The 26,247-nt window shown below is 64.1% G+C and carries 32 protein-coding genes (1 of these 32 only partly in view); 16 read left to right on the top strand and 16 right to left on the bottom strand.

Going from position 1 to position 26,247, the window contains the following annotated elements:
- Positions 1-56: 56 nt before the first annotated feature.
- Entirely contained in the window at positions 57-599 is a 543-nt protein-coding gene (infC, locus tag L8F45_RS20620; RefSeq protein WP_342363516.1) for a translation initiation factor IF-3, read from the bottom strand.
- 90 nt (positions 600-689) lie between these two features.
- Positions 690-1,931 carry a glycosyltransferase family 4 protein gene (locus L8F45_RS20615; protein ID WP_342359727.1) on the bottom strand — a complete coding sequence of 414 codons (1,242 nt, stop codon included), beginning with the start codon at positions 1,929-1,931 and terminating at the stop codon, positions 690-692.
- A gap of 58 nt (positions 1,932-1,989) precedes the next feature.
- Between L8F45_RS20615 and L8F45_RS20610 the strand changes: the two genes are divergently transcribed.
- The gene (locus tag L8F45_RS20610; RefSeq protein WP_342359726.1) at positions 1,990-2,751 is read left to right on the top strand and encodes an alpha/beta hydrolase; all 762 of its coding nucleotides are present in this window, start codon (positions 1,990-1,992) and stop codon (positions 2,749-2,751) included.
- Between the two features lies 1 nt (position 2,752).
- Here the strand turns inward: L8F45_RS20610 and L8F45_RS20605 are convergent, their stop codons facing one another.
- From L8F45_RS20605 to pdxH, 4 genes are all read right to left on the bottom strand, one after another.
- The gene (locus L8F45_RS20605) at positions 2,753-3,127 is read right to left on the bottom strand and encodes a hypothetical protein (protein ID WP_342359725.1); all 375 of its coding nucleotides are present in this window, start codon (positions 3,125-3,127) and stop codon (positions 2,753-2,755) included.
- Positions 3,128-3,966: 839 nt separating this feature from the next.
- Complete coding sequence (locus tag L8F45_RS20600; protein ID WP_342359724.1) at positions 3,967-4,644, bottom strand: DUF599 domain-containing protein; 678 nt, start codon at positions 4,642-4,644, stop codon at positions 3,967-3,969.
- Between the two features lie 147 nt (positions 4,645-4,791).
- Positions 4,792-5,514 (bottom strand): SDR family oxidoreductase, encoded by a 723-nt coding sequence (locus L8F45_RS20595; protein WP_342363515.1) that lies wholly within the window; start codon positions 5,512-5,514, stop codon positions 4,792-4,794.
- Positions 5,515-5,585: 71 nt separating this feature from the next.
- Entirely contained in the window at positions 5,586-6,221 is a 636-nt protein-coding gene (pdxH, locus tag L8F45_RS20590; protein WP_342359723.1) for a pyridoxamine 5'-phosphate oxidase, read from the bottom strand.
- A gap of 78 nt (positions 6,222-6,299) precedes the next feature.
- Here pdxH and L8F45_RS20585 point away from each other — a divergent pair, with 78 nt between their 5' ends.
- The 4 genes from L8F45_RS20585 (at position 6,300) to L8F45_RS20570 (ending at position 8,391) form a co-directional block, all read left to right on the top strand.
- Positions 6,300-6,743, top strand: a complete 444-nt coding sequence (locus L8F45_RS20585) for an RT0821/Lpp0805 family surface protein (protein WP_342359722.1) — start codon at positions 6,300-6,302, stop codon at positions 6,741-6,743.
- Between the two features lie 156 nt (positions 6,744-6,899).
- Entirely contained in the window at positions 6,900-7,832 is a 933-nt protein-coding gene (locus tag L8F45_RS20580) for a DnaJ C-terminal domain-containing protein (protein WP_342359721.1), read from the top strand.
- A 78-nt stretch (positions 7,833-7,910) separates the two neighbouring features.
- Positions 7,911-8,135 (top strand): type II toxin-antitoxin system RelB family antitoxin, encoded by a 225-nt coding sequence (gene relB, locus L8F45_RS20575; RefSeq protein WP_342359720.1) that lies wholly within the window; start codon positions 7,911-7,913, stop codon positions 8,133-8,135.
- Positions 8,119-8,391 carry a type II toxin-antitoxin system RelE family toxin gene (locus tag L8F45_RS20570; RefSeq protein ID WP_342359719.1) on the top strand — a complete coding sequence of 91 codons (273 nt, stop codon included), beginning with the start codon at positions 8,119-8,121 and terminating at the stop codon, positions 8,389-8,391. The genes relB and L8F45_RS20570 overlap by 17 nt, the downstream gene beginning before the upstream one ends.
- Positions 8,392-8,402: 11 nt before the next feature.
- Here the strand turns inward: L8F45_RS20570 and L8F45_RS20565 are convergent, their stop codons facing one another.
- Positions 8,403-9,968, bottom strand: a complete 1,566-nt coding sequence (locus L8F45_RS20565; RefSeq protein ID WP_342359718.1) for a Na+/H+ antiporter — start codon at positions 9,966-9,968, stop codon at positions 8,403-8,405.
- A 350-nt stretch (positions 9,969-10,318) separates the two neighbouring features.
- On the opposite strand from L8F45_RS20565, the gene L8F45_RS20560 reads away from it, so the two are divergent.
- On the top strand, positions 10,319-11,665 hold the full coding sequence (locus L8F45_RS20560) for a hypothetical protein (protein ID WP_342359717.1): 1,347 nt from the start codon (positions 10,319-10,321) through the stop codon (positions 11,663-11,665).
- 86 nt (positions 11,666-11,751) lie between these two features.
- Here the strand turns inward: L8F45_RS20560 and L8F45_RS20555 are convergent, their stop codons facing one another.
- From L8F45_RS20555 to L8F45_RS20545, 3 genes are read right to left on the bottom strand one after another with little or no spacing between them, the layout of a single operon-like run.
- On the bottom strand, positions 11,752-12,135 hold the full coding sequence (locus L8F45_RS20555) for a barstar family protein (protein ID WP_342359716.1): 384 nt from the start codon (positions 12,133-12,135) through the stop codon (positions 11,752-11,754).
- Positions 12,136-12,156: 21 nt separating this feature from the next.
- Positions 12,157-12,492 carry an anti-sigma factor family protein gene (locus tag L8F45_RS20550; RefSeq protein ID WP_342359715.1) on the bottom strand — a complete coding sequence of 112 codons (336 nt, stop codon included), beginning with the start codon at positions 12,490-12,492 and terminating at the stop codon, positions 12,157-12,159.
- A complete protein-coding gene (locus tag L8F45_RS20545; RefSeq protein ID WP_342359714.1) occupies positions 12,489-12,992 on the bottom strand; it encodes a sigma factor-like helix-turn-helix DNA-binding protein in 504 nt (167 codons plus the stop codon). Before L8F45_RS20545 ends, L8F45_RS20550 begins: the two co-directional genes overlap by 4 nt.
- Before the next feature lie 224 nt (positions 12,993-13,216).
- Here L8F45_RS20545 and fabI point away from each other — a divergent pair, with 224 nt between their 5' ends.
- From fabI to L8F45_RS20515, 6 genes are all read left to right on the top strand, one after another.
- The gene (gene fabI, locus L8F45_RS20540) at positions 13,217-14,035 is read left to right on the top strand and encodes an enoyl-ACP reductase FabI (RefSeq protein WP_342359713.1); all 819 of its coding nucleotides are present in this window, start codon (positions 13,217-13,219) and stop codon (positions 14,033-14,035) included.
- A gap of 79 nt (positions 14,036-14,114) precedes the next feature.
- Positions 14,115-14,522 carry a hypothetical protein gene (locus L8F45_RS20535; protein ID WP_342359712.1) on the top strand — a complete coding sequence of 136 codons (408 nt, stop codon included), beginning with the start codon at positions 14,115-14,117 and terminating at the stop codon, positions 14,520-14,522.
- Positions 14,523-14,524: 2 nt separating this feature from the next.
- Entirely contained in the window at positions 14,525-15,133 is a 609-nt protein-coding gene (locus L8F45_RS20530; RefSeq protein ID WP_342359711.1) for a histidine phosphatase family protein, read from the top strand.
- Positions 15,134-15,240: 107 nt separating this feature from the next.
- Positions 15,241-16,014, top strand: a complete 774-nt coding sequence (locus L8F45_RS20525) for an HpcH/HpaI aldolase family protein (RefSeq protein ID WP_342359710.1) — start codon at positions 15,241-15,243, stop codon at positions 16,012-16,014.
- Positions 16,015-16,517: 503 nt separating this feature from the next.
- Positions 16,518-17,402 (top strand): DMT family transporter, encoded by an 885-nt coding sequence (locus L8F45_RS20520; protein WP_342359709.1) that lies wholly within the window; start codon positions 16,518-16,520, stop codon positions 17,400-17,402.
- A 219-nt stretch (positions 17,403-17,621) separates the two neighbouring features.
- Complete coding sequence (locus L8F45_RS20515) at positions 17,622-18,188, top strand: hypothetical protein (RefSeq protein ID WP_342359708.1); 567 nt, start codon at positions 17,622-17,624, stop codon at positions 18,186-18,188.
- A 52-nt stretch (positions 18,189-18,240) separates the two neighbouring features.
- On the opposite strand, the gene L8F45_RS20510 is transcribed toward L8F45_RS20515, so the two are convergent.
- Positions 18,241-18,867, bottom strand: a complete 627-nt coding sequence (locus tag L8F45_RS20510; RefSeq protein WP_342359707.1) for a ferric reductase-like transmembrane domain-containing protein — start codon at positions 18,865-18,867, stop codon at positions 18,241-18,243.
- 21 nt (positions 18,868-18,888) lie between these two features.
- Positions 18,889-19,377: a peptidase associated/transthyretin-like domain-containing protein gene (locus L8F45_RS20505; protein WP_342359706.1), complete on the bottom strand. Its 489-nt coding sequence runs from the start codon at positions 19,375-19,377 to the stop codon at positions 18,889-18,891.
- Positions 19,378-19,515: 138 nt separating this feature from the next.
- On the opposite strand from L8F45_RS20505, the gene L8F45_RS20500 reads away from it, so the two are divergent.
- A complete protein-coding gene (locus L8F45_RS20500; protein WP_342359705.1) occupies positions 19,516-19,773 on the top strand; it encodes a hypothetical protein in 258 nt (85 codons plus the stop codon).
- A gap of 710 nt (positions 19,774-20,483) precedes the next feature.
- Here L8F45_RS20500 and L8F45_RS20495 read toward each other — a convergent pair.
- Positions 20,484-21,665, bottom strand: a complete 1,182-nt coding sequence (locus L8F45_RS20495) for a D-alanyl-D-alanine carboxypeptidase/D-alanyl-D-alanine-endopeptidase (protein WP_342359704.1) — start codon at positions 21,663-21,665, stop codon at positions 20,484-20,486.
- A 248-nt stretch (positions 21,666-21,913) separates the two neighbouring features.
- Here L8F45_RS20495 and L8F45_RS20490 point away from each other — a divergent pair, with 248 nt between their 5' ends.
- Positions 21,914-22,405 carry a DUF2867 domain-containing protein gene (locus tag L8F45_RS20490; RefSeq protein WP_342359703.1) on the top strand — a complete coding sequence of 164 codons (492 nt, stop codon included), beginning with the start codon at positions 21,914-21,916 and terminating at the stop codon, positions 22,403-22,405.
- On the opposite strand, the gene L8F45_RS20485 is transcribed toward L8F45_RS20490, so the two are convergent.
- Positions 22,395-23,027, bottom strand: a complete 633-nt coding sequence (locus L8F45_RS20485; RefSeq protein WP_425330035.1) for a DNA-3-methyladenine glycosylase family protein — start codon at positions 23,025-23,027, stop codon at positions 22,395-22,397. The genes L8F45_RS20490 and L8F45_RS20485 overlap by 11 nt on opposite strands.
- A gap of 70 nt (positions 23,028-23,097) precedes the next feature.
- Here L8F45_RS20485 and gluQRS point away from each other — a divergent pair, with 70 nt between their 5' ends.
- Positions 23,098-24,003 carry a tRNA glutamyl-Q(34) synthetase GluQRS gene (gene gluQRS / locus L8F45_RS20480; protein ID WP_342359701.1) on the top strand — a complete coding sequence of 302 codons (906 nt, stop codon included), beginning with the start codon at positions 23,098-23,100 and terminating at the stop codon, positions 24,001-24,003.
- Here gluQRS and L8F45_RS20475 read toward each other — a convergent pair.
- On the bottom strand, positions 23,974-24,897 hold the full coding sequence (locus L8F45_RS20475; RefSeq protein ID WP_342359700.1) for an AEC family transporter: 924 nt from the start codon (positions 24,895-24,897) through the stop codon (positions 23,974-23,976). The genes gluQRS and L8F45_RS20475 overlap by 30 nt on opposite strands.
- A gap of 193 nt (positions 24,898-25,090) precedes the next feature.
- Here L8F45_RS20475 and L8F45_RS20470 point away from each other — a divergent pair, with 193 nt between their 5' ends.
- Complete coding sequence (locus tag L8F45_RS20470) at positions 25,091-25,747, top strand: DUF2867 domain-containing protein (RefSeq protein ID WP_342359699.1); 657 nt, start codon at positions 25,091-25,093, stop codon at positions 25,745-25,747.
- Between the two features lie 151 nt (positions 25,748-25,898).
- Here L8F45_RS20470 and L8F45_RS20465 read toward each other — a convergent pair whose 3' ends face one another.
- Positions 25,899-26,247 carry the final stretch of a peptidoglycan DD-metalloendopeptidase family protein gene (locus L8F45_RS20465; protein WP_342359698.1) on the bottom strand. The gene runs 1,670 nt beyond the window's last position, so 349 of the gene's 2,019 nt are visible here — the last part of the coding sequence; its start codon lies off the right edge, out of view; its stop codon occupies positions 25,899-25,901.

Genomic DNA, 26,247 nt, shown 5'->3' with positions numbered 1-26,247 from the left:
GGCGTCGCGTCCGTGCGACCCCGGCGCGGAGCTGCGATTGGGAAGAGTTCGGATGCTTAGCGCGGCGCCAGCATCATGGTCATCTGGCGGCCTTCCATCGAAGGCTCGCTCTCGACCTTGGCGATCTCGGCGATGTCGGCCTTCACGCGGTCGAGCACTTTCGCGCCGAGCTCGATGTGAGCCATCTCGCGGCCGCGGAAGCGCAGCGTGACCTTCACCTTGTCGCCTTCCTCGAAGAACTGCTTCATCGACCGCATCTTCACGTCGTAATCGTGCGTGTCGATGCCGGGACGCAGCTTGATCTCCTTGATCTCGATGATCTTCTGCTTCTTGCGCGCTTCGGCCGCCTTTTTCTGTTCGAGAAAGCGGAAGCGTCCGTAATCGAGGATCTTGCAAACCGGCGGCTGCGAGTTCGGCGCGATCTCGACGAGATCGAGGCCGGCCTCCTGGGCCAGGGTGAGGGCGTCGAAGAAGGGCATCACGCCCTTGTTCTGGCCGTCAGCGTCGATCAGCTGGACGTCGCGCACGCCGCGAATGTCACGGTTGGCGCGGGGGCCTTCTTTCTGCGGGGTCGGCGGGGCGCGATGGGGACGACGAATGGCGATAATCTCCTGAGACGCAGGCGCAACGCGCTGCGGGCCGGGGACGATCCCAGCCAACGCTAGAAATCGGGGCGAATCCACGCGGTGTCAACCGGTTGGAGCGTCGGATCGCCCTGAAATAGCTCCGGAAGCATCGATATAGGCGGCGATCGTGGCCGCCGCAGCCTGGGCCAGCGAGAAACGGTTCGACACATGCGAGCGGGCCCGGGCCGCCAGAGCCGACCTGGCGCTGGCGCCCAGCGCCAGCGCCTGCGAGATCGCGTCGGCCAGCGCCGGCGCGTCGCCGACCGCCGTCCGCCAGCCCGTGCGCAGATTGGCGGCGGCGTCAGGCGGGGCGAGGATCGTCTCCGGCGCGGCCCCAAGATCGGAGGCGATCACGGGCGCTCCCACTGCCTGCGCCTCGACCGCGATCCGGCCGAAGGTCTCGGGCTCGGTCGACGGCACGGTCACGGCGGCGGCGGCGAGATAGCCCGCCGGCATGTCGTCGCAATGGCCGACCCGGCGCACGATCTGGTCGAGACCGGCGGCGGCGATCAGCCCGTCGAGCTCCCTGACATAGCGCTCATGCTCGTCGCCGCGGCCGGCCATGATGAAGGCGACGTCCTGCAGCCCCTGCTCATTGAGGATGCGCGCGGCGTCGATCAACACGCGATGGCCCTTCCAGTGCGACATGCGCGCCGGCAGGAGCACGGCCCGCTGATGCGGCTCGAGCCCCCAGCGGGATCGCAGCGCCGCAACCCGTTCGGGGCTGACGGCGCGCGCATCGAACGTCGCGAGATCGACGCCGCAGGGCACGATCCGCACGCGCGGCACGGCTTCTGGCCAGTTGCGTTGGATCAGCCCGGCGGTGAACTGCGAATTGGCGAGCACGATGTCGCCGCGCGCCATCACCGAATTGTAGCGGCCTTTGGCGTAGGAGGAGCGGTCGTAGAAGCCGTGATAGCTCGTCACCAGCGGAATGCGCAGCCGTCGCGCGGCGCCAAGCGCCGACCAGGCCGGCGCGCGCGAATGGGCGTGGATGATGTCGACGCCTTCATTGCGCGCGAGCTGCGCCAGCCTTCGCACATTGAGCGCCATCTGGATCGGATTCTTGGTGTGGGCGGGGAATGGCGTCCAGACGCCGCCCTTGGCCTGCATCTCGCCGATGAGGCGGCCGCCCCGCGTCGCCACCAGCGGCCGCGCGCCGACTTCGGCCAGCGCCGCCACATGTTCGAGCACCGACTGTTCCGATCCGCCGCCGTCGAGATTCGGAATGATCTGCAGCACCGTGACGCCTTCCAGCGGATGACGCGGCGCGCGGCTGGCCAATGAGCTCGCGGGGGTTCGCATCAACTCCGGGAATCCCTTAGACGCTTTGCTGATATGGGACTTCTCTAGGGGCGAAGCCGTGGAGCCGCAACTTTTGCACATCGAAGCCGGCGCGGAGCGCCGGCGCATCGCGGTTCTCCGTCGCGAGGGTTCAGGCCCGACCATCGTCTGGCTCGGCGGCTTCAAGTCCGACATGCGCGCCACCAAGGCCAATGCGCTCGACAGCTGGGCGGAGCGCAGCGGCCGCGCCTTCCTGCGCTTCGACTATTCCGGCCATGGCGAATCCTCCGGCGATTTCGCCGACGGCACGATCGGCGCGTGGCGCGAGGACGCGCTCGCCGCGATCGACGCTTTCGCCGGCGAGCGGCCTGTTCTTGTCGGTTCCTCCATGGGCGGCTGGATCGCGCTCCTGATCGCGCTCGACATGAAGCGCCGCGAGGCGCCCGCATCCGGCATGGTGCTGATCGCGCCCGCGGCCGACTTCACCGAAGCTTTGATGTGGCCGCAGCTTCCGCCGGAGGCGAAGCGCGACATCGAGGAGAAGGGCGTCTGGATGAGGCCATCGCAATATTCGCCCGAGCCCTATCCCATCACGCGGCGGCTGTTCGAGGAGGGGCGCAGCCACCTTCTTCTCGACAAGCCGATCGAGCCGGGCTGTCCCGTGCATATCCTGCAGGGCATGCAGGACCCTGACGTGCCCTGGTCGCATGCGATGACTTTGATGGAGCATCTGCCGGCCGACGCCGCGACGCTGACGCTCATCAAGGATGGCGATCATCGCCTGTCGCGCGAGCAGGATCTGGCGATGCTGGTGCGCGCCGTGGAAGGAATCGCAGGATAGTTTATTCCGGCGGGCGGCGCACGATTCCGTCCTTGATAAACACGCGGAACGGCGTCGTTCCCGCGGCGTCGCTTTCGAGCGAACGCCATTTGCCATTGTCGCAGAGGATTCCGCCCTGCGTTGACGTCGCCGTGAATTCGACGGTGTTGCGATAGACCGTTCCGTCGGGAATCTTGGCGGTGAAATCAGTCGTGCATTTGCCGTTGGCGACGACAGGATTGTAGCCATCGATCATCACGCCGTTGCCGCCGGTCGAGGGGAATGGATTCACGAGCTTCGGCCAGCTCTCGTAATTTTCGTCGGCTGCGGCGCGGCTCGCGTGCGCAATTGTGAGCAGCAGCGTCGCAACAGCGGCGATCGGCGCGAATGGTCGCATGGATTCCTCCGGGATTTCGACGCGCTCGCGAACTCGCCTCGGTCGGTTCGGCGCGCGTTGGGGATAGATGCGGGGTGAGCGAATGGATGCAGCGGAGACCGTCATCCCAGAGCGAAGCGAAATGCATCGTCGCTGCTGCGTCTCATTTCAGCTCGTCATTCCGGGGCGCTCCGCAGGAGCGAGCCCGGAACCCAGAGATCGCGCAAACGGAACCATTGTCTGGGTTCCGGGCTCCTCGCTGCGCTCGGCCCCGGAATGACGGTGGAAAGTAGGCGCGCGAAATTCTCACGCTCGCGCGCGGCTCCATTTCCTTTCCGCTTTGATCTTCCCTTCACCTTCGTCTCCAAGGGGAGGCCGGGAGCGCCGATAGGCGCGGCCAAAAATGAGTGGTGGGATTTCGCCTTCCGGCGCTCCCGGCGCGGATTTTTTGACCTCCAGTCGCACGCTCTCCGCGGCGTACCGCTTAAGGCCCTCATGGGGCGGCCCGATCGTATTGTCGGGCGGGCGTGCTGTCGGAAGCTCCCGGGAGTCCTGAAAGCCAGGTCGCGATCAGAACCCGCAGGTCCGCCCTCTGCTCCCGTTCGGTCCTGACCCGGACGGCCCTGAGAAGAACAGAGGCAAGATCGATAATAGGAATTTAGTCGGAAAATGTCAAGGGCAATCGAAACATCCACCAATCAAGCGCCCTCCTCCCCCCAGCGTCATCGCCGGCCTTGAGCCGGCGATCCAGACCGCCGCTCTGATGCTGCCGCTGACAACTGGATGGCCGGGTCAAGCCCGGCCATGACATCTGGAGGGAGAGCGAGTCCACAAGCAGTGGACCGCAGGCGGCGCTCCGCTCACTCCACCGCTTTCAGCGAATCCGACCAGAACTGCCGGCGATGCAGCACGAACAGGACGGCGCCAGTCCCGATGATGAAAGCCCAGGGGCTGACGAACCAGCCGAGATAGGCGAGCGAGAAGAACAGCGCGCGCTGGCCCTTGTTGAAATGCCCCGCCGCGATTGCATTCAGCTTTGCCGCGCGCTGGGCGATGTCCTCCATCTCTTCCGTGATTTGCCCGGAGAATTTCGGCGCGGCGCCGATGACGATGACGCAATAGTTGAACAGGCGATACGCCCAGCCGAATTTGAAGAAGGCGTAGACGTAGAACAACGTCAGCCCGAGCGTCTTGATCTCCCAGAAGGCGCGGCTCGGCGGCGTCACGAATGAAGTGGAGGAAAGAACATCAATCGCCTTGTCGGATGCACCGAGCAAGGTGAAGCAGGCGCCGATGGCGATGAAGGAGGTCGAAGCGAAGAAGCCCGCGCCCTGCTGCAACTGCATGTTGATCTGCGTGTCGACGATGCGGTTGTCGCGCGTCAGCATCGTGCGCATCCATTTCAGGCGATAATCCTTCATGCGCGCATTGAGCGTGTTCGCGCCATGCGAGGCGCGATCGACGAGGAAGTAATAGCCGAACCAGGCGCAGGCGAACCAGACGAGAGCGAGGATGTCGGCGCGGGTAAAGTCGGACATTCAGATCGCCTGCATCAGGCCGTCATGCCCGCGCTCGTCGCGGGCATCCACGTCTTTTTGCTCGGTTGAAAGAAAGACATGGATGGCCGGAACAAGTCCGGCCATGACGCGCTCAACGATCGCGTGGACCTCCTTCACGCAAATCGCTCACACATGCTGCCCGCCATTGATGTGCAGCTCGGCGCCGGTGACGTAGCTCGATTGCTCCGTGCACAGGAACAGAATCGCGCGCGCGACTTCTTCCGTTTTGCCGAGGCGGTGCAGCGGCAGCGTCTCGACGATCTTTTCGGTGCCGGGCGACAGGATCGAGGTGTCGATTTCTCCCGGCGAGATCGCGTTGACGCGGATGCCCATGGGGCCGAAGTCCGAGGCCATCTCGCGCGTCAGCGCGGCGAGCGCCGCTTTCGACGCGCCATAGGCTGCGCCGGCGAAAGGATGCACGCGCGAGCCGGCGATCGAGGTCACGTTCACGATCGCGCCCTTCGCCGCCTTGAGTTCGTCGAGCAGGCCCCGCGCCAGCATGATCGGCGCGAAGAAATTCACCTGAAAGACGTTATGCCAGTCATTGAAGGTTGTGGTGGCGGCGCCGAGCCGCTTGCCGTTCGGCCCCTTCGGCGAGATCGCGGCGTTGTTGACGAGCGCATTGAGCTTGCCGCCTTCCGCCTTCAGCCGCTCCTTGATCTCGGCGATGCCGCGCATCGTGTCCTCGGGATCGGCGAGGTCGATCTGCACGTGATCGTCAGCGCCTGAAGGCCACGGGCATTTCTCCGAGAAGGGCTGGCGCGAGCAGGAGAGAATCCGCCAGCCCTGCATGGCGAACAGCTTCACCGTGGCGTGCCCGATGCCGCGCGAGGCGCCCGTGAGCAGCATCACCGGGCGCTTGCCCGGCTCCGTCTTCGGCAGGGCGGCCAGAACATGAGGTGGGAGCGACATCGCAGGCCTTATGGGTAGAAGCGCGTGACCGACCAGGAATCGGCCAGCGTCGCGCGCCGGAAGATCACGCGCTCATGCAGCCGGAACGGACGGTCGCGCCAGAACTCCATGTAGAGCGGAGCGATGCGATATCCTTGCCAGTGCGGCGGCCGCGGCACATGCCCGATGGCGAATTTCGCGGCGTAGAGCGCCACCGCCTTCTCCAGCGCGAATCTGCTCTCCAGCGGGCGGCTTTGTTGACTGGCCCAGGCGCCGATGCGGGAGTCCCGCGGGCGCGAGTCGAAATAGGCGTCCGATTGCGCCTCGGGCACGATGGTCACGGGGCCGCGGAAGCGCACCTGCCGGCGCAGCGACTTCCAGTGGAAGAGGCCGGCCGCCTGCATGTTGGCGGCGAGCTCGACGCCCTTCTGGCTCTCGGCGTTGGTGTAGAAGACGAAGCCTTGGCTGTCCCACTCCTTCATCAGCACCATGCGCGCGTCGGGCATGCCGTCGGCGCCTGACGTTGCGAGCGTCATGCCGTTGGGATCATTGGGCTCGGAAGCCTGGGCTTCGGCGAACCATTGGGCGAAGCGGGCGAAGGGATCGCCGGCGAGATCCTCGTCGGCGGGCGCCTCACCAGTTCTTAAGATTTCTTTGTTTTCCATTTGTGTACGGGACGGCGGATAAGAGTAAGGGCGGACGTGACTGCGTATAAAGGAAGCGGCGGCGGGAGCCAGAGGCGCGTGTTGTGGAGCGCCGTCGCTGTCGCCGCAGGGCTGGTGGTGTCCGGCTGCAGCATCTCCTTTTCGCCCATGTCCCTGTTCTCCAGCGATGATGATGTGGTGACGGGTTCGATCCCGGCCAAGAATCCTGCGCCCAAGAGTCCCTCGCCCCTCTCGCCCGAGCATTCCGCCGAGGACTGGCGCCGCGCCCAGGCGGCGCTGGCGACCGCGCTCGATCCCCAGGGGAATGGCGCGAGCGTCGGCTGGGACAATCCGGAATCGAAGATGAAGGGCTCGATCTCGCCGGTCGGTGGCGCTTACGTGAAGGACGATCAGGTCTGCCGCGCCTTCCTCGCCACCAACGTCACGCCGGGCGGGCAGGACTGGATGCAGGGTTCGGCCTGCAAGCCGAGCGGCGGCGAATGGCTGGTTCGTGACGTCAAGCCGTGGAAAAAGCCGGCCTGACAGAGGCAGTCGATCGTCGGGATTGGGCAGTCGAACGCCCCGACTGCCGATTGCCTGCTCCCGACTGCCGCATTTGAGTTGCGCCAGCGGTCTTTCCACACCACATCGTTTAGGAATTGAGCGCCGCTTTCGCGGCCGAACCGTTTTGCGAGTCTGATGCGCGATCCCTACACCGTCCTCGGAGTGTCCAAATCCGCCAGTGAAGCCGATCTGAAGAAGGCTTTCCGGAAGCTGGCCAAGGCGCATCACCCCGACCGCAACCAGAACGATCCCAAGGCGAAGGAGCGTTTCGCAGAATTGAACTCCGCCTATGAGATCCTCGGCGACAAGGAGAAGCGCGCCCGGTTCGATCGCGGCGAGATCGACGCCGAGGGCAAGCCGCGTTTCCAGGGTTTTGACCCGCGCGGCGGCTTTTCCGGCGGCGGCCGCGCCCGCGCCGGGGCAGGCGGCTTCGAGGGCTTCCATTTCGGCTTTGGCGGCGACCACCCGTTCCAGCAGCGCGGCGGCGCGGGCGAGGCGGCCGACATCTTCTCCGACATCTTTGGCCAGACGGCCGGCGGGCGGGCGCGTCAGCCGATGAAGGGGCAGGACATCGAGGCGGAGCTGACGCTGGGTCTTGAGGACCTCGTCGCGGGCGACGCCCAGCGCCTGTCGCTGCCGACGGGCCGCACGGTCGAGGTCAACATCCCCAAGGGCGTCGGCGACGGCAAGACGATCCGGCTGAAAGGTCAGGGCCAGCCTTCTCCGAATGGCGGGCCGGCTGGCGATCTGCTGCTGACCGTGCGGCTGCGCGCCCATCCGCGCTTCACCGTCGACGGCGCCGACCTCAAGCTGATCCAGCGCATTCCCCTGATCGACGCCGTGCTCGGCGGGCCGGTGCGCGTCGACACGCTTGATGGCGCGGTCGATCTGACGCTTCCGCCGATGACGTCGAGCGGCCGCAATTTCCGCCTGCGCGGCAAGGGGCTGCCGAAGGCCGACGGCCGCGGCGATCTCTATGTCACGACTTCGATCGTGCTGCCGGAAGGCGGCGACGACGAGCTGGAAAGCCTGATGCGGAAGAGAAGGGCTGGCGCGTCGAACGCATAAGCTTTTGGTCTCGGAGCGCTGCGTCGCGGATTTCGCGCCGCGGCCACTTTTGCTACATAGGCGGCAGAGGACGATTGCATGCTCGCACTGAAGTTGCCGCCTGATGTCGAGACGCGGCTTGAGGCGCTCGCCAAACGCACGGGGCGCAGCAAGAGTTCTTTCGCGCGCGAGGCGATCGTCGAGCACCTTGACGATCTCGAAGATCTTTATCTTGCAGAGCAGCGGCTGAAAGATCACCGCAGAGGAAATCACGACGCGATCCCTCTCGCTGATCTGATGGCGCGGCATGGCGTGGAGGATTGAGTTCGAGCGAACGGCCGAGAAGGAACTCTCAAAACTTGGACCAGACGCCGCGCGTCGCATTCTTCGCTTCTTGCGTGATCGCGTTGCGCCGTTGGATGATCCGCGATCGATTGGGCAGGCGCTGAAAGGCTCCGAACTTGGCCAGTTCTGGAAATATCGCGTGGGCGACTATCGCATCATTGCGCACATCGAGGATGAAGCTGTCCGCATACTCGTCGTGCGTATTGGCGATCGAAAAGATGTCTATCGACGATAGATGTGAATTGATTACCGCCCCTCGGCCGCGCTCAGTTCCGCCCAGTCGAATTCTTCCTCCAGCACATGATAGGCGTCGTCGCCGATGACGCCCTTCAAGCGCAATTCATCCATATGCCGACGCGCCGCTGCGATCACCGCGCGCCTGACGCGATCGCCCGGCAACTCGCCAGCCGCGCGCTGATCTTCGCCATCGCCGGCGGCGGCAAGAAGCGCCTGATATTCCTTGCGCACGATTTTCGCCTCGATCGTCTCGTCGCCGTCGATCGCCGCAAGCGCGGCGCGATAGGCTTCGGCGCGCGCCCAGCCGATCTCTCGTCCGACGGGATCGCCGTCATCCAGCTTCAACGCGGCGATGAGCGGCTTGAGCGTCAGCCCCTGAATGACGAGCGTGCCGAGCACCACGCAGAAGGCGGTGAGCAGGATGAGATCGCGATAGGGGAAGGCGCCGCCGCCAGGCAATGTCTCCGGCAGCGCGAAAGCGGCCGCGAGCGTGACGATGCCGCGCATGCCGGCCCATGAGATGATGATTCCGCCCTGCACGGTCGGAGGCGACATGGCGTGGCGGGGACGAAATCCGTAGCGCGCGATCTTCATGCGGATCGCCTTGTTGTAGCTCATCACCCAGCCGAGCCGGACGACGATCACTGTCGCCAGCACCGACAGTGCGACGGCGCCATATTCGACGCGCAAGGTCTGATCGAGACGCTCCCAGATCGGCCGGAGCTGCAGGCCGATCAGCACGAAGGCGAAGGCGTTGAGAATGAACACCGTCGCCTCCCACACGGCATAGGAGGGCACGCGCAATCGCGCCGGCATGCGCGAGCCGATGCGTCGCGACAGCGTCATGGCGTAGACGACAATCGTGAGAATGCCGGAGAGGCCGACATGCTCGGCGAAGATCCAGACTGAGAAAGTGGTGGCGAACTGCACGATGATCGAGGACGGCGCGTCATCGAATAGCCTGACCAGCACGGGCGTGACGCGCGCCAGCGCGTAGCCCGCCGCCGCGCTGCCGATCACGGTGATGAGAAAGGCCGGTCCGGCCTGAGCCCATGTCAGGCCGCCCGTGGTGAGCGCGAGAATGGCGAGGCGATAGATCAGCAGCGCGCTGGCGTCATTGAGCAGACTTTCGCCTTCGAGAATTTTCACCAGCCGATGCGGCAGCTTGACCTGCCTGACGATCGCAGTCGCCGCCGCGGCGTCGGGCGGCGCGACGATGGCGCCGAGCGCGATCGCGACCGGCCAGGGCATGTCGGGCACGAGCCAGCGCGCGACGAATGCGACCGCGGCGGTTGTCGCGATGACGGCGACGAAGACGAGGCCGCCGACCGGCGCCCAGTTGTCGCGCAGGTCGCGCAGCGACGTGTCGTAGGCGGCGTCGAGCAGCACCGGCGCGACGAACAGCGCGAGCGCGAGTTCGGGATCGAGCGTCCATGACGGGCTGTTGGGAATGAAGGCGAGGCAGGCGCCGCCGATGGCGAGAAAGGTCGGATAGGGCGCAGCCAGACGCCGCGCCAGTCCTGCGAGGAGAACGGCGGCGATCAGCAGCGCGATGATCCATTCGAATGTGGCCATAGCTTCTTGAAAACGATGGGGGCCGTTTCAACGACGGTCCACATGGGAGGAAAACTGCGCGATCCCGCAGCTTGGCTGGAATAGCCGCCTGCTTGAGCGTCAGCAACATCGCGCCGAGCGCGAGCAGCAATCGGTTCTGATCGCCGCGCCGCTCGTTATCAGACGGTGTCTCCCATCATGGCTCGCGCGTGTCGTGGCGCACGCGCCGCGCCGTGCGACCCGCCTGTCGTCATACAAATCGCCCTTCAGGGCGCGCCTCTGTCACCGCGGGCACAGAAAACGATCGCCACGGCCCTATCCTCGCGGAGCAGATGGCGCTTGCGCCGAAGCTTGTGAGGGAGATCGCATCCATGCCGATTCGAGCGCGCGTCGGCCGTCACGCTAACACGGGACGGCAGTGCCAGAACTGGAAGGACGATCAGGAGACCGTCATCAAACTGCTGAACGCCATTCCAGCCGACAAGGGCGGCGCGGCGGGGAGCATCGGCGGCCGCGTCATCGGCGGCATTTCGAGCGACGCCCTCTATCAGGCGATTCTTCTCTATCAGAGCCAGAATTTTCCGGGCGGCCAGACGGGCTTCGTCGAACCCGGCGGCCCGATGATCGCCAAGCTCGGACTGCCCGCGCCCAAACCGGCGCCGGCGCCGCCTAAACCGGCGGGACAATGGAGCGACCTGAAGACGAAATCCGTGATCAAGGGATTGAACGATGGCCTCGACGGCGATCTGCGCCTCAGCCATGCCGAGGTCGTGAATATCGTGCGCGCCACGTTGAGCGACGGAATCATCACCGCAGATGAGATCGCCGACCTCGACATCGTATCCACGAAATCGAGAAGCATCGAATCGCGGTCGCGCAGAATGCTCGACATGCTGATCGCCAAGATCAGGAAATCGCCGTTCGGCAAAGGCCCCTATTCGCTGGCGACGAGCAGGCAGCGGACCGCCGCCGACATGGCCTGTGATTTTCTCGAACGTAATGGCGCGACCAGCTTTCCCTATCTCGACAGGATGGACGTCGGAACCGGCCTCCTGATGCGCATCGCCAGTCCGGGCACATTCAATCAGGATCAGGCGGGACTGTGCGGGCCGGCGTCGCTGCTCTACAATGTCGCGAGCGACAATCCGGTGGCGTTCGCGCGGTACGCGATCGATCTCTTCGAGAAAGGGAAAGCGAAGATCGACCAATGGGAGATCGAGCCGGGAAGCGACCTTCGCAATTATATGCCGCCGGAATCGATCGACCATGTAGACTGGCTGACGATGGCGAGCATCCGCGATTCGTCCAATTGGTTTTTCGATTATCAATCCATATCGGATAGCGGCGGCTCCACCTCGCGCGAGATCACTCACTGGTTCGAGCGTTCCGGCTATGTCGACGTCCGCAACGAGACGAACCGGGTCTACAGCGCGGACGCGGACGCGATCGACAGCGCCAACGAGCTGTTCGACAAGGGATACCGCATCATCCTGCGCATCAACGCCAACATGCTGTATGAAGAGAAGCAATCCACGGAAGGGAAGGGCAACCACGTCGTCGCGCTGCGCTCACGGATCGACCGATCGGGCGGAAAGGTGAGGCTCAAAGTCTTCACTTGGGGGCAGGACAACTACGCGATTCCCCACGGGGCCAAGGATCTTTCCCTTGAGGATTTTCTGGCGAATTTCTATGGCTACGTGGCAGGCAAGCCCTATTGAGGGCGTAGCCAGAGCGCCGCGCCGGCGCCGCGAGCAGCGCGGCGGCAATCAGCAACGCGATGATCCATTCGAATGGGGCCATAAGTCTAGTGGCGCTGTTGAGTCATAGCCGCCAGCATTTGAAGTAGGCGCCTTGTCGATGAAGCCAAACCAATTTCGAAGTAGGTTTGCGCGTCATACCCTCGCGACAACCGAAACTCAGCTTTGGCTTCGCGAAACGCGCGCGCAAAGGCTTCGATTTCTTTTTGAAGCTCATTGCCCGCGTTTTCCATGTTCAGGACGTGAGCCAGATAAGGAGGCTGGACGCTGTTGATCCCTCCCCAGATCGTTGGGTCGATCCAAATCATTGAGTCAATCAATGCGTTCAGATTGCGCCCATGTTCGCTCGGAGCTCCAAGCGCAACGAGCGAAGCGGGGGTAAAATCCAGCGAGCCGCCCGAGCCGCTGGCGTCCAGTTGGATGACCCGCATGTGCGGGCTGCGGCCTTACCGCTACTTCAGCGTCAGCAGCATCGCGCCGGCGATGGCGAGTCCGAAAGCGAAGCCGGTCAGCGCGCCGAGCGCGAACAGGAAGTGATTCTGTTCGCTGCGCCGTTCGTCCGGCGCGGTCGCGATGCGCGACAGCCTGAGGCGGAGCGGCAGCGGCTCCTCGGCGATGCGGTCGAGCTGCGCCTTCAGCGCCGAGCGCTGGTCGATCCAGCGTCCGATCCGCACAGCCGCCGCCGGCTCGGCCGCGAGATAGCGACGGACGTCGTCGAGCTCGCGGCCGGCCAGTTGCCCATCGACGTAAGCGTGCAGGTCGGCGTCCAGAATAGCGGGCCTGGTCACGACACCACCCGGAGGTGCCGGCGGCCGCCATTGCGGTCGGCGTTCGGCGCGCCCTCGCCGCGGGCGCGGGCGAGGCGGGCGATCAGGGCGGGCCGCGACACGCCGATGATGTCGGCGGCGTCGGGATAATCGAAGCCCTCGATCGCGACGAGCAGAATGGCCTCGCGCTCCGCCAGCGTCAGAAGCGCCAGCGGGCTCAGGTCGACAGCAGGCGCCGTTTCGCCCGCGACGCCCCGGCTGAACGGTGTGACGACTCCGCGCGATTCCTCGCCATAGGCGTCCGAATCGGCGAGTGCCGCGACCCGCATGCGGTTGAAATCGGTCAGAATCGCATAGAGGCGGCGCTTGAGAGCCGGCCCCCGGCCCATGCCTCCCGAACGGAGGCCGGAAAGGATCGCGTCCTGGGTCAGATCGTCGGCGATATCGAACGCCCCGGTCAGCCCGCGCGCATAGCGTCGCAGGCCCGGGGTCAGGGCTTCGATATCGGATCGGCGCGCCACCCCGCGAACTCCTTGGGCATTCTCAACCAGCCGTTAACCAAATCCTCCCGGCGCGCCGCTGTCCAGTCCAGCGGCTGATTCGCCCACAGAAGCGGGCCGGAACGCACAGGCGGCGCCCAGCTTTTCCACCGGTGGGCGGGACCGTGGCCCCGCCGTTTCAGCTTTCCCGCCCGGCCTGCTTTCGCTATAGGCCGCCCGAACTGGACGGAAAGACGCGGAAAAACATGACGACGGGCGGAATTCTCAAGGGCAAGCGCGGCCTGGTCATGGGCGTCGCCAACAACAGGTCGATCGCCTGGGGCATCGCCAGGGCCGCCCATGAGCAGGGGGCGGAGCTTGCCTTCACCTATCAGGGCGAGGCGCTGGAGAAGCGGGTCCGGCCGCTGGCGGATTCCATCGGCGCCAAGGTCGTCGGCCATTGCGACGTCACCGATGGCGCGACCATCGATGCAGTTTTCGCGGAAATTCAGAAGGTCTGGGGCTCGATCGATTTCGTCATCCACTGCATCGCCTTCGCCGACAAGAACGAACTCACCGGCCGCTATGTCGACACGACGCAGGGGAATTTCACCACCAGCCTGCTGGTCTCCTGTTATTCCTTCACGGCGATCGCCCAGCGCGCCGAGAAGCTGATGCCGAACGGCGGCGCCATGCTGACGCTGACCTATTACGGCGCCGAGAAATGGATGCCGCATTACAACGTGATGGGCGTCGCCAAGGCTGCGCTCGAGGCGAGCGTGCGCTATCTCGCGGCCGATCTCGGCCCGAAGAATATCCGCGTGAATGCGATTTCGGCCGGCCCGATCAAGACGCTCGCGGCGTCCGGCATCGGCGATTTCCGCTACATCCTGAAATGGAACGAATATAATTCGCCGCTGCGCCGCACGGTGACGATCGAGGAGGTCGGCGAGACCGCGGCCTATCTCTGCTCCGACATGTCGCGCGGCATGACCGGCGAGATTCTGCATGTCGACGCCGGCTATCATGTCGTCGGCATGAAGAATCCGGAAGCGCCCGACATGTCGCTCGACAAGAGCGAATAAGAAAGATCAGGCGCGACGTTCCGTCAGTTGCCCGCCGCTCCGAATCGACGCAACGATTGCACGCCTCAGGATGCAACTCATGAGATGGCGATTCACTCTCGCGGCGTTCGCCGCCCTCAGCGTCAGCGCGTGTATTTCGACCGCCTCGCAGCGAGTTGAGACGACGGCGCTGTTCACCTCGCGCAATGTCGCAGTGCGGGCCAAGCATTATCGCTCCGTCGGCCCCGATTGCACGAGCCTCGGCTACGCCACGGTGACGCTCGCCTCGGCGCCGCGCGGAGGAACGATCGGGTTCCGCCGCGAAGGCGAATTCCCGACCTTCGCGGCCACTCATCCGCGCTTCAAATGCAATTCGCGCAAGGTCGAAGGCGTCGGCGTCTATTACACGCCCAATCCTGGTTTTGTCGGGACGGACAGTTTCGCCGTCGAAGTGATTTGGCCGGAAGGTTCTCCGTCAATCGAAGACTTCACGGTTCAAGTCCGCTGAGCATGCACGCCGGTCCGCCTCGTCGCGCGGAGCGGCCCCGCCTTTACTTCATTCGTCATGGCGAGACCGACTGGAACGCCGAAGGGCGTCTGCAGGGCCAGCGCGATATTCCGCTCAATGATCTCGGCCGCGTGCAGGCGGGCGAAGCCGGCGCGAAGCTGAAGGCGACCGTGCCTCTCATCGAGGATTGCGACTTCGTCGCGAGCCCGATGCTGCGCACGCGCGAGACCATGGAGCTGGCCCGCGAGGCGATGGGCCTCAACCCCGTCGGCTACCGCCTCGATGAACGATTGAAGGAGCTCACCTTCGGCAAATGGGAAGGGCTGACCTGGAAGGAGGTCGTGCGTCACGATCCCGCAGGCGCCAAGCGGCGCTCGCGCGACAAATGGGGTTTCGTTCCCCCTGACGGCGAGAGCTACGCCATGCTGCTCGAGCGCGTGCGCCCGGCGATCGATGAACTGACGCGCGATACGGTGATGGTCTCCCATGGCGGCGTCGCCCGCGCGCTGATGACGATGCTCGGCGGCGTGCCGACCGAACTCGCCGCCAATCAGGATGTCTGGCAGGGCAAGGTGCTGGTGTTCGGCGCCGGCGAGTGGGCGTGGCGCTGATCGCGCAAGCGCCTTCCGGCGGCGCATGGCCGCCCGCCGCATGGCAGCTTTCCCGGCTTTGAAGTTTCGACCATTCTCCGCCCCGGAAACGCCTGAAGGAATTTGAAATGACGTCCCCGATCGCCGCGCTGCCTTCGCTCCTGAAAGCTGGCAAGCCCATCTGGCTCGGCTGGTGCGGCCTCACCGATCCGCTGGTGGCGGGCCTGATGGCGCGGTCCGGCTTCGATGCGGTGCTGCTCGACCAGCAGCATGGCAATCATGACGCGGCCTCCTGCTTCGCCGGCATTGGCGAGGTGACGCTTGCCGGCAAGCCTTGCCTCGCCCGCATTCCCGTCGGCGATTTCGCATCGGTGTCGCGCCTGCTCGATTTCGGCGCCGCCGGCGTCGTCGCGCCGATGATCAACACGGTTGAAGACGCGAAGACCTTCGCCGCCTACGCTAAGCTGCCGCCGCTTGGAGAGCGGAGCTGGGGGCCGGCGCGCGCGCTGCAGCTCTCCGGCATGACGCTGCCCGACTATTTGAAGAGCGCGAATGATTTCACGCTTTCGATCGCCATGTGCGAGACAAAGGAAGCGATGGACGCGCTCGACAACATCATGGCGGTGCCGGGCATCGACGGCATTCTCACCGGGCCGTCCGACATTTCGGTCGCGCTCAGCAACGGCGCTGTCATCGACGGTCTCAGCGATCAGGTGTTCGAATGCATGGCCGATCTCGGGCGTCGCATCCGCAAGGCGGGCAAGGTGGCCTGCGCCTATGGCGCGTCGCCGCAGCGCGCGAAGCAGCTTGTCGCCGCCGGTTACCAGATCGTCTGCATCCAGAACGACCAGCAGCTTATTCGCGCGGGCTTCGAGGCGGCGCTGAAGGCCGCCAAGGGCTGAGGCCCCGTGTCGTCGTTCCGCCTTGCGCTCCTCCTGCTCTCCGGCGTCTTTTTAAGTCAGCCAGCGTTCGCTCAGGAGCAGGTGTGTAAGGGCCGAACTGATTTAATAGGGAAATGCTTTGTCAGGTGGGGTCGGCTCGGAGTTAATTCCGAGACCGGGGACGCTTACGTTCAAAGTCCCGGATCGAAAACATTGTTTTGGCGAATCGTGAGGAACTCTGACGGACAGATTGCGGCTCCAGAGTCACTGATTGGCGAAGTCTCTCGACGGGGCGAAGTGCTCTATGGTTGCTTCCGTATGTGTCCGATTAGCGAGCGGACTCTCACGCGACATCAAGGGGTCTGCGTTGAGATGGGAACGCTTGGCGACGGAGATTGTAACGAAGATTGATGCGTTTCAGATTGGCGGGTCGCACCTCGATTATCCGAGTGCTCGTCTGCGAGACGAGCCCCGCGCGTCGATCGCTTGAAAGTGCGTTAGGTTGAAACTCTTGCCTCCATCTCATGACGGTGTTTGATTCGCCGGCGCTGCTGCTTCTCGCAACCGGCGGCCTGGTCGGGCTGACATTTCCGTTCGGCAAGCTCGCCGCGCAGGCGGGCTTGTCGCCTTTCGTCTGGGCGTTCGTGATCGCCTGTGGCGGCGGCGTCGTGCTGTTCGGCGCGCTGCTGATGTCGGGGCGTCGTCCAAGAGCCGATCGCGCAAGCCTCGTCTACTACGCGATCACGGCCGCGATTTCCTACGCGCTGCCGAATCTCCTGGTGCTGTCCGCGATCCCGCGCCTAGGCGCCGGCTATGTCAGCCTGATGTTCACGCTCTCGCCGGTGTTGACGCTACTGCTTTCGCTTCTGTCAGGCGTGCGTCGGCCGACCGCGCTTGGCGTCGCCGGCATTGCAGTTGGTTTTGCGGGCGCGATTCTCGTGGCGACGACGCGCGGCGAAGTCGGACGTCCCGGCGATCCGCTCTGGATCGCGCTTGCGCTGCTGATTCCCGTCAGTCTCGCCGCAGGCAATATCTATCGCAGCGCGTTCTGGCCGAAGGATGCGACGCCGATCGAACTCGCCGCCGGCAGCAATGTGGCCGCTGCGATCCTGCTCGCTGCGGTTTCGCTTGTCGCCGCGCGTGATTTCCCCATTGCATCGCTCTCCGCGGCGCCCTGGCTCGTGGCGACGCAGGTCGCGGCGTCGGCTTTGATGCAGGCGCTGTTCTTTCGCCTGCAAGTCGTCGGCGGACCGGTCTATCTCAGTCAGATCGGCTATGTCGCGGCCGCTGTGGGTCTGCTCTCGGGCGTGATGTTTCTCGGCGAAACCTACGCCGCGACGACATGGATTGGCGGCGGCGTGATTGTCATCGGCGTGATCATGACGACGCTGGCGCAGCGAAGGGCGTAGCGAGCTTCAACGAAGCGTCGCGCGCACAAGCTTGGCCGATGGCGAAGCGTTTGCATCTGGGCTTTCGATCAAAAGAACTTGCGGTCGCGGCTCGCGAGAAATCCTCCATCTCCCGTTCCCACGGGAACAGCGCACGCCGCAGCGGCGCGTTAGAAAATCGCTCATCGGAGACGGACTGGCTGACGCCAGGAGTCGCAACCTCCGAGGAGGGGACACGTCATGTCGACCATGCTTATTCTTCGCGGAAATCCGGGCGGCTACACCTGGAAGGGCGTCAGCAACTGGCCGGACGGCGCGCTCGATGATGATGCGGCGATCGCTTACGCCGAATTGCGCGGTTATTCCGCGATGGTCCTGAAGGTGCCGGGCTTCACGCCGAACGACCGCCGGGACGATGGCCGACAAAGAAAGATGGCGTTGGACGAAATCAATCGCTCTTCGGTCACGGCGCTCTATGGATTTTCGGCGGGCGGATATAATATCGCGTATATCCTCGCCAAAATGACGAAAGAACAGAAGGCGCGGCTGAAGCTCGTTGTGGTGCTCGGCGCGCCGGGGATGTCCCTGTCGACCATCAGCGGGAGCTGGGAGCTTCAATATCACGTCGATCCGCCGCAGGGCCACATGGCGGGGCCCGAAGTATTCCTTCACAAGGAGATCAAGCGGCTGTTGGGGGCGCTGAAACATTTCGTCCAGGATGTCGGGCATGCGGCCATTGGCGCCGCACTAGCGACCGTCCGCGCGCTTGGCTTCGGTCCGCGACTTCATCGCCACCGCAGGCACTGAAACGCTGATCGCCTGTCGGCCGCGTTCGTCGCGGGATCGATGACCTTCTCTGTCAGGGTCGCGGCGTCTCTGCGCGCGCCATCGCTCGCTTTCTCCACGGCCACAGGTCAGCCATTACTTTTATGGCCGCCGCGAGAACCAGCGCGCAAAGGATGGCTTTCGACACCGTCTCCATCGTCCCCTCGATCAGCATGGCGTGGACCACGCCGCCTCCGACGATGACCACCGCGAGGACCATGTGAGCGATGCGCCAGGTTCGCGGTCGCAGTCTCAATCGTCGGCGCAGCGCAGCCAGAAGCGCGACGGCGAAGATCGCCCACATCGCGATCACGCCGAACGGAGAGAACGGCGTCGGCGATGTGAAGAGAAGGGCGTCGATCATGTCAGGCGGGCTGGTGATCCAGAGGCCCGCGACATGGATTACGATCGCCAGCACCAGAGCGCCTCCGATCCAGTGATGGGCGCGCCGCCCGCGAAGCGCTGACAATCCCGGCAAATATCCGCCAATCAACAAAGGCTGAACAAGCACGAGGGCCAGCGCGATGATTCCCGCGAAGCCGGCCAGGATGTAGATCGGCCCGCGCCATTCGAGCTGCTCGCTTGTCGCTGCAAAGGCGATCGGCGCGCAAATCACGGCTGCAAGGGCGGCCCAGATCAGGGTCGCCTTCGCCCATCTCATCCCGTTATTCCCGGATTTGGTTCAAACCCGCTGAAGGACGAAGTGCGCCTCGAGGCTGGTCTCTTTTGCGCTCCGCATGATGGGGCGCAGAAAGACGGTTTTGAATTCGCCGCTGTCATAGGCGAGGTGGCCATGCGGCTGGCCGAAGATCGGGATGATCTGCGGCATCTCGAGGCGGAACTTGCCGTCCTTGTCGGTCATCGTGGCGCCGTGGCTCTGCGGCTCGTGCTCCTGCCCCTCGACCGTGTGCGCCCAGATCTGGATGCGCTGCCCGGCGAGCGGAGCCCCGTCGCCGGCGCGGCGGACTGTGCCGCTCATCCAGAAGCCGCCCTTGCCGATCCGGTTCACGATCGCCGCGCCCTTGATGTAGTTGTTCGCCCCGCCCGACATCGACTCGGTCGCCGTGAGGCCCTGGCCATGGGCTGGCAAGAGGAGCCCGGCCGTTCCGGCCGCCAGGGCAGAGCCGCCAGCGGCGAGGAGAGTGCGACGGTTGAGTGCGACGGTAGCCATCTGAGCGCCTCCCTGGGAGCGTGCATTTCGGCGACACAAGGCGCCAATCACAATACGATCGGGATATAGCGCGTCTGCGGCCCATTGTCAGTTCAAGGAGAAGAGAGCGACAGGCGCAGGTCGCGGCGATCGGCTTCGATGCAGACGATGTTTTGTCGCCTGCGGGCTGTCGGCGGTCCCGTCTATCTCGGTCAGATCGGCTATGTCGCAGCCGCGATTGCGCTTCTCTACGGCGTGATTTTCGTTAGTTTGATCGAGGTTGTTGCGGCATCGCAGGCGATGCAACGCCACACGCCAACTGCGCAGATGTCGTTATGGATGTGGATTAAAATCGGCGCGCCCGATCTCGAGTTGTGCATATGCGGCGGAGAATGCCCAGATCTCGGCAGGGGCTGACACGCCTTGGCCGCCTCGTGGCACCCTTCGGGAGATTTTTGCGATCTGACGTCTGAGCCTCTCCCATCGCTTCAGCGTCACCGCGGGGGCCGGACTGCCTATCATAGAGTAACGATTGCCGATCCACTCAAAAGACGACAGTCCGCACGCGCTCCCCGGCTCCCTGCCCCGAACGCTCAAGTTCAACCAAAAGACCCCCGGGTGGCCGGGGCCAAAATAGGGAGTGGTGGCGTCCGCGCCCGTTCTTTCTTCGGTCCAGCCCGCCCAAGGGTTGGTTACCTCGCTGGCTGGTAAATCCCGCGAATTTCGTAGCAAAGGTAGAGGGCCGCTGGCTACGTGCCATAAGGCATTCCGTCGATCTAGCGAATGGGATCGATCCAAGGTCGCGCGCCACCGCCTCTCACCATCGCTCACAATGAGTGCAATGTCCTCGCCCAACAACTCGATCAGAGTGGGGACATCTTTTTGGAGCAGGTACATCGGAATCCAAGGCATAGTATCTAAAATATAACTCGCTCAACGTTCTGTGTCGCCTGCGCGCAAATTCAAGCTGCGCTTGCCTGCCACCAGCGCGACGCTTGATGATGGCCGACCGCCCGCGCATCCCACGCGCAAGCTTCGCGGATCATGAAGCGCTTGCGTGTCAGCTTTTGACCTCAAGCGGATTTCGCAAAGCGTGGCGACGTTGGGCTTGGCTGGCGCGCCTGCGATTACAGCTCGGACTGAATGGCTTTGAGCAGTTGAAAGCGCTTCGCGCCATCGCTGCTTGTGAGCGCGATCACGAACCGCACGCGTCCATGCCTGGAGGTGTCGGCATAGCCCGCGAGCGTGCTGACGCCGGAAAAAGTGCCGGTCTTGAAGCGGGCGCCGCCATTGCTGCGGAGCAGACCGGCGTTGGGCTCGAACAGACGCAGCAGCTCGGCAAGGCCGCGGGCCGTGAAATGGTTGTCGCGGCTGATGCCGGAACCCTCGTCGATGTGAATGGATTCGGCGAGGCCGCGTTCTGCAAGCATCTGGTTCGCGATCCGGAGCGATTTTTCGAGGCTGACGGGTCCGCCGAGGCGATGGCCGCCGATCTCCAGGAAGACCTGATTGGCGATGTAGTTGTTTGAATCGAGGAGCAGGCTTTCGAGAATCTTCGAAAGGCTGCGCGACTGGCGGTGAACATAGACCGGCTGCAAGCTTTCGGGCGCGGCTCCGGTCGAGATCTTGCCTTTGACGCTGCCGCCGGCCCGCTCGATGAATGCGGCGATCAATTCGCCGGCATATTGCAGACTGACCGCAGGGTCCTGGGAAAGGCTGATGCGACCGGAGCCTCTGGCGCCCCGCGCCTGGAACTGGCTGATCGCGAGCGGCGTGATCGGGGTTTGCTCTTCTGCGGATTGGACTGTTTTGCCCTTGTATGTCGCGTGAATTGTATTGAAGTTCACGGCGAGCGCGGAATTCAGGGCGTCGTAAGCCTCGCTGGTGTTTTCGATGCCGGGGATGCGAATATCCGCGGGATAGTAGCTCGCATCGAGCATGATGCCGCTGATCGGTTGCTTGCCGATGGCCGCGACCAGCGCCGGCGCGAGCTGAGCCAACTCTTCGGAAATGAGAAAGGGATCGCCGCCACCGCGAATATAGAGCACGCGGTCGCTGTCGAGGTAGAAGCGGGTCTCAAAGCGGTAGTCCGCGCCCAGAACCTCCATGGCCAGCCAGGCGGTCGCGATCTTGGCGACGGAGGCAGGCACAAAGGGCTTGTCGGCGTTCTGAGCCACCAGCTCCTCGCCATTTTTGTCGAGGACGAGCACCGGCGCTGACGGAGCGAGCGCCGCGATTTTCTCCCTGGCGCCGCCGAGAGCCTGGATGGGCTGCAGGAGCAGGACGCAGGCGAAAAGGTGAGACCACATGACTCCCGCCCGCGCTCCCCAATTCGTTTTCACCCGATATCTCCGTGATCGGTCCAAAACAGCGCAATGCCGTGCCGGCCATTTTAAACCCAATGAGAGGCGCTGACGATGTCCGCCCATCAGAGGTGAAATTGGCGTCCCGGCTACAAACTTCGGTCAAGAAAAGACCTTGAACAGAAATTCGGACTGCCTGCGCGGCTCTCGATTCGCCAAGTTGCTTCCCGCCATCGACAGCGCGATGATCGATCATGACCGAGCGCCCGCATCCCGCGCCCTTTCCTGATTCCTGCCGATTGCTGGAGGGCGCGCATCTCGCCGACTCCTATCGCCTCGTGATCTCAGGCGAAGCGATTGACGCGATCGAGGCGACGAGACGCGTTCTTTTTCGCGCGCCGCGCTGGATCGGCGGGCTGATGTTTCTGCGCAATCGTCTCGTGCGTCCGTTCGGGTTGAAGACCGCTGCGGAAGAAGCGCTGCAGAAGCGCGATGGCTTTGCGCCGTTTCCCGTGATCAGCCAGTCGCCAGAGCGCGTCGTCCTCGGCCTCGATGATCGCCATCTCGATTTCAGGGTCTGCGTCGATGTCGAGAAAACGCGTGATGGTCGCCAGACAGTGACGGCGTCGAGCATCGTGCGCGCACACAATGCGCTCGGCCGCGTCTATCTCGCGCTCGTGACGCCGTTCCACCGCATCGTCGTTCCCGCGATGCTCGCGCAGGCGGCGACGCCGCTCAGCCGGTGACGCCCTCGCGGCTCTTCTGAACCTTGTAATAGGCCCACAGCACGCGCGCCGCGACCGAGCGCCAGGGCGCCCACGGCTTTGCGAGTTTCAGAAGCTGCTTCTCGTCGGGACGCTTGCGCTTGTTGAACGCCATGCGCGCCGCTTCTTGAAGCGCAAGATCTCCCGCTGCAAAAGCATTGGCGTGGCCGAGACAGAACATGGCGAAGACATCAGCGGTCCAGGGGCCTATGCCCTTCACCGCGATCAGCGTGGCGTGGACCTCGTCGGCGTCGCGTTCGCCAAGAGTCGCGAGCGGCAGCGCGCCTGAGGCGGCGGCTTCGGCGATGGCGCGCAGCGTCCGCTGTTTCGGCCGCGACAATCCGGCGGCGATGAACTCCTCGTCGGTCGCGGCGAGAATCCGTTCAGGCGTCAGCGGATCGAAGATTGTCCGCGTGCGGCCCCAGATGGCGTTGGCGCTCGCCACCGACACCTGCTGACCGACGACGATGTGAGCAAGCCCCTCGAAGCCCGGTTCGCGCAGGCGTAGCGGGATTTCGCCGGAGAGCGGGATGATGCGGTTCATCGTCGGACAGGCTTTGTCGAGGAAGGCGAGGCCTTCGGCGACGTGATCGGCGTGACGGATGATGTGGCTCACGGATGGTCTCGAATCGGCGCGGCGCGCCGCAACTTGTTTCGGTGTAGATGTATCTCTGATGGAACCTGAATCCAGACCCTGCTTCCGCTTCGCGCCGAGCCCGAATGGCTGGCTCCATCTTGGGCATGCTTTGTCGGCGATTCTGAATTTTGAGATGGCGCGGGCGGCTCGCGGCCGGTTTCTGCTCCGCATTGAGGATATCGACGCGACGCGCACGCGCGAGGACTATGTCGAGGGCATTATCGCCGATCTCAAATGGCTCGGCCTCTCCTGGGAGGAGCCGGTGCGGCGCCAGTCGCGTTTCATGGCGGATTATCTCGCGGCGCAGGAGCGGTTGCAGGCGAGGGGCCTCCTCTATCCCTGCTTCTGTTCGCGCACGGACATCGCCCGCGCCGTCGAGGCGAGAGAGCACGAATCAGGCGCGCCCTGGCCGCGCGATCCCGACGGCGCGCCGCTCTATCCCGGGACCTGCCGCGCGCTGGGGTCAGCAGGATTGGCGCGCGCTGCGGCGGGCGAGGACTGCGCCTGGCGTCTTGATTCGCCGCGCGCGCTCGAAGCGGCGGGCGAGATAGCGTGGACCGAGGTGGACGAGCAGGGCGAGGCGCATGAGGTGCGTGCCGAGCCGGCCGCCTGGGGCGACGTGGTGCTGGCGCGCAAGGATATCGGCACAAGTTATCACATCGCCGTCGTGATCGATGATGCGGCGCAAGGTGTGACCCATGTCGTCCGTGGCCGCGATCTCTATCACGCGACGAGCATGCATCGGCTTTTGCAGATTCTGCTCGACCTTCCTGCGCCGCTCTACACGCATCATCGGCTCGTGCTCGATGCGAATGGAGAGAAGCTCTCGAAGAGTCTCAAATCGACGGCGCTGCGCGAATTGCGCGCGGAGGGCGCGACGCCTGACGACGTGCGCGAACTCGCGGGTCTCGATCTACTGGATGTGGACGCCGAGCGCCCATAGCCAGCCGACGGTGGTGACGACAGCCATCGCCGTCGACAGCGCAATGCTCGATGACGCCACCCCGACGCCGGCGCGATAGCGTTCGGCGAAGAGATAGGCGTTCACGCCGCAGGGGCAGGAGGCGAACAGCACCGCGACGCCGGACCATGCCGGCGGCATCGTGAAGACATGGCGCGCGAGGATGAAGACAATCAGCGGATGCGCCCCAAGCTTCAGGACGGCGAGAAAGGCTGGCAGTGCGACGCCTTTTTCGAGCCCATAGCGCCGCAACGCGATCCCCATCGAGAACAGCGCGCAGGGAATCGCTGACTGCGCCAGCATGTCGATGAAGACCTTGATGAAGTTCGGCGGGGTGAAATTGAAAATCTTCGCCAGTGCGCCGAGCACGATCGCGACGAGAATCGGATTATGCGTGAGTTTCTTCAGCACGACGAGGAGATGCGCGTCGCGTCCCTCCATCAGGAGCGTCGCAACGCTGACCATGATCGGCAGATGGATGGCGATCAGCATGAAGAGCGGCACGGCGCCTTCCTCGCCGAAGGCGGCGAGAATCATCGGAATGCCCATCATCACGGTGTTCGCCTGTCCCGCGCTGAAGCCGGCGACGACCGAGGCGGTGTGATCGAGCTTGAAGACGCGTTGGCCGACGATCATGGCGATCGCCCAGACGATAAAGGCGCCGGCGAAATAGGCGATCCAGTATCCCCAGGGCTGCACCGCCGGCAGCGCGACGCCGGTCAGCGTCTTGAAGATCAGCGCCGGGATCGCGATCGCGAAGACATAGTCGGAGAGGCCTTCCCCCGTGCGGTCGCCGATATAGCCGCTTGCCCGGGTGATGAAGCCAAGACCGATCAGGCCGAAAACGGGCAGGACGATCGCGATGAGGGAGAGCATAAGGACTTCACTCGGAAACAGCGTCAGGTTGCGGACTATTGTATCCGCGGCCCGAATTCATGCCTCCGGTGAAGCAAAGGCGGCGCCTCCGCAAGCCGCCTTGCAGCGGATATTCGCTGCAAGGCGCGCAGGGCGGCTGTTTCGGTTTGATCAGATAGGTTCCGGTGGCGCTGGGATGCGGCGGCATTTTTGAATGATGCGCGCCGCGCCCGCCGCGAACGTCGTCAGGACGGTCGAATTGCCCTATATGGTGATGCATCGGCAGGTCTTAAGTCTGATGACAACGCACAAGACGCCACGCGAATCAGGTGACAGCCCGACACGCGCGCCGGATCAGCGCGGGGGGAAGGGCAAGCTGGTGCGCCGGACGACGCCGCCATCGGAAAGCGTCGTCGCAAGCTGGTACAAGAACGCCAGTTTGCTCGATAGCTACAGCATTGACTTGATTGCATCGGAGCAGTTGAGCATGCGCGAGCTGGCGACGCGGACGCTCGTCAATCCGCCCGCGTGGCAAAAGGCGTTGATCGCGCTGCGCGACGCCATGGTTACGCCCTTTGGCATCAAAACCTCCGATACGGTCAGGACGTCCCGGGAAAGTCATGACCGGGTGGACTTCTTCCCGGTGCACTGGGAGGGCAAGGACGAAATTGTGCTGGGTGCGGATGATCGGCACCTGGACTTCCGGCTATCTCTGCTCCGACGCCATTCTCCAACAGGCGCGTCGCTCATCGCGACAACAGTTGTGCATACCCATAATGCCCTGGGCTTCGTCTATCTCAACGTGATCAGGCCTTTTCATCATCTCGTGGTCAGAGCCAACCTGGCGCGCAGCGCGCAAGCGCAACTATAGCACAGCGGCGCTTATGACCTTCGCGCCGTCAGCACTCCGCGCGCATTGCGCAACCCCGATTTCTTGAAACTGTGCGGTTCTCAATCGAGAAACGCTTCGTCAAAATTCTTGAATATTGTGGCGTCTTTGCGCGCCGCGCGAAATTCTTGCTTTATCGCGTCGCCTGCGCGAGCTTCGGCGCGGCGCCCGGCGCCTTCAGCATGAGCGAATCGACCTGCTCGCGATGACGCTGGAATTCCGCCAGCGACTTGCCGTCGAGTTCGCGCCCGCGCGGCAGCTTGATCTTCATCGGATCGACATAGGAGCCGTTGACGACCACCTCGTAGTGGAGGTGCGGGCCCGTCGAGAGGCCCGTCGAACCGAGATAGCCGATCACCTGCCCCTGCCGCACCTTCGCGCCCTCGACGATGCCGGACGCGAAAGCGGATTGGTGCGAATAGGTGGTGACATAGCCGTTGGCGTGCTGGATTTCCGTGTGCTTGCCATAACCCGACGACCAG

The organism is Terrirubrum flagellatum (assembly GCF_022059845.1).
Lineage (GTDB): Bacteria > Pseudomonadota > Alphaproteobacteria > Rhizobiales > Beijerinckiaceae > Terrirubrum > Terrirubrum flagellatum.
This window is presented reverse-complemented; position numbering and strand designations above follow the sequence as displayed.

Excerpts from the sequence above, each read along its gene's own strand:
- L8F45_RS20570 (WP_342359719.1), top strand. The coding sequence starts at position 8,119 with ATGGCGTGGAGGATTGAGTTCGAGCGAACGGCCGAGAAGGAACTCTCA.
- L8F45_RS20500 (WP_342359705.1), top strand. The coding sequence starts at position 19,516 with ATGCAGACGATGTTTTGTCGCCTGCGGGCTGTCGGCGGTCCCGTCTAT.
- L8F45_RS20565 (WP_342359718.1), bottom strand. The coding sequence starts at position 9,968 with ATGGCCACATTCGAATGGATCATCGCGCTGCTGATCGCCGCCGTTCTC.
- L8F45_RS20555 (WP_342359716.1), bottom strand. The coding sequence starts at position 12,135 with ATGCGGGTCATCCAACTGGACGCCAGCGGCTCGGGCGGCTCGCTGGAT.
- relB (WP_342359720.1), top strand. The coding sequence starts at position 7,911 with ATGCTCGCACTGAAGTTGCCGCCTGATGTCGAGACGCGGCTTGAGGCG.
- L8F45_RS20600 (WP_342359724.1), bottom strand. The coding sequence starts at position 4,644 with ATGTCCGACTTTACCCGCGCCGACATCCTCGCTCTCGTCTGGTTCGCC.
- L8F45_RS20525 (WP_342359710.1), top strand. The coding sequence starts at position 15,241 with ATGACGTCCCCGATCGCCGCGCTGCCTTCGCTCCTGAAAGCTGGCAAG.
- L8F45_RS20530 (WP_342359711.1), top strand. The coding sequence starts at position 14,525 with ATGCACGCCGGTCCGCCTCGTCGCGCGGAGCGGCCCCGCCTTTACTTC.
- L8F45_RS20535 (WP_342359712.1), top strand. The coding sequence starts at position 14,115 with ATGAGATGGCGATTCACTCTCGCGGCGTTCGCCGCCCTCAGCGTCAGC.
- L8F45_RS20595 (WP_342363515.1), bottom strand. The coding sequence starts at position 5,514 with ATGCTGCTCACGGGCGCCTCGCGCGGCATCGGGCACGCCACGGTGAAG.
- gluQRS (WP_342359701.1), top strand. The coding sequence starts at position 23,098 with ATGGAACCTGAATCCAGACCCTGCTTCCGCTTCGCGCCGAGCCCGAAT.
- L8F45_RS20520 (WP_342359709.1), top strand. The coding sequence starts at position 16,518 with ATGACGGTGTTTGATTCGCCGGCGCTGCTGCTTCTCGCAACCGGCGGC.
- L8F45_RS20510 (WP_342359707.1), bottom strand. The coding sequence starts at position 18,867 with ATGAGATGGGCGAAGGCGACCCTGATCTGGGCCGCCCTTGCAGCCGTG.
- fabI (WP_342359713.1), top strand. The coding sequence starts at position 13,217 with ATGACGACGGGCGGAATTCTCAAGGGCAAGCGCGGCCTGGTCATGGGC.
- L8F45_RS20505 (WP_342359706.1), bottom strand. The coding sequence starts at position 19,377 with ATGGCTACCGTCGCACTCAACCGTCGCACTCTCCTCGCCGCTGGCGGC.
- L8F45_RS20475 (WP_342359700.1), bottom strand. The coding sequence starts at position 24,897 with ATGCTCTCCCTCATCGCGATCGTCCTGCCCGTTTTCGGCCTGATCGGT.
- L8F45_RS20515 (WP_342359708.1), top strand. The coding sequence starts at position 17,622 with ATGTCGACCATGCTTATTCTTCGCGGAAATCCGGGCGGCTACACCTGG.
- L8F45_RS20580 (WP_342359721.1), top strand. The coding sequence starts at position 6,900 with ATGCGCGATCCCTACACCGTCCTCGGAGTGTCCAAATCCGCCAGTGAA.
- L8F45_RS20490 (WP_342359703.1), top strand. The coding sequence starts at position 21,914 with ATGACCGAGCGCCCGCATCCCGCGCCCTTTCCTGATTCCTGCCGATTG.
- pdxH (WP_342359723.1), bottom strand. The coding sequence starts at position 6,221 with ATGGAAAACAAAGAAATCTTAAGAACTGGTGAGGCGCCCGCCGACGAG.
- L8F45_RS20560 (WP_342359717.1), top strand. The coding sequence starts at position 10,319 with ATGCCGATTCGAGCGCGCGTCGGCCGTCACGCTAACACGGGACGGCAG.
- L8F45_RS20470 (WP_342359699.1), top strand. The coding sequence starts at position 25,091 with ATGATGCGCGCCGCGCCCGCCGCGAACGTCGTCAGGACGGTCGAATTG.
- L8F45_RS20615 (WP_342359727.1), bottom strand. The coding sequence starts at position 1,931 with ATGCGAACCCCCGCGAGCTCATTGGCCAGCCGCGCGCCGCGTCATCCG.
- L8F45_RS20605 (WP_342359725.1), bottom strand. The coding sequence starts at position 3,127 with ATGCGACCATTCGCGCCGATCGCCGCTGTTGCGACGCTGCTGCTCACA.
- L8F45_RS20495 (WP_342359704.1), bottom strand. The coding sequence starts at position 21,665 with ATGTGGTCTCACCTTTTCGCCTGCGTCCTGCTCCTGCAGCCCATCCAG.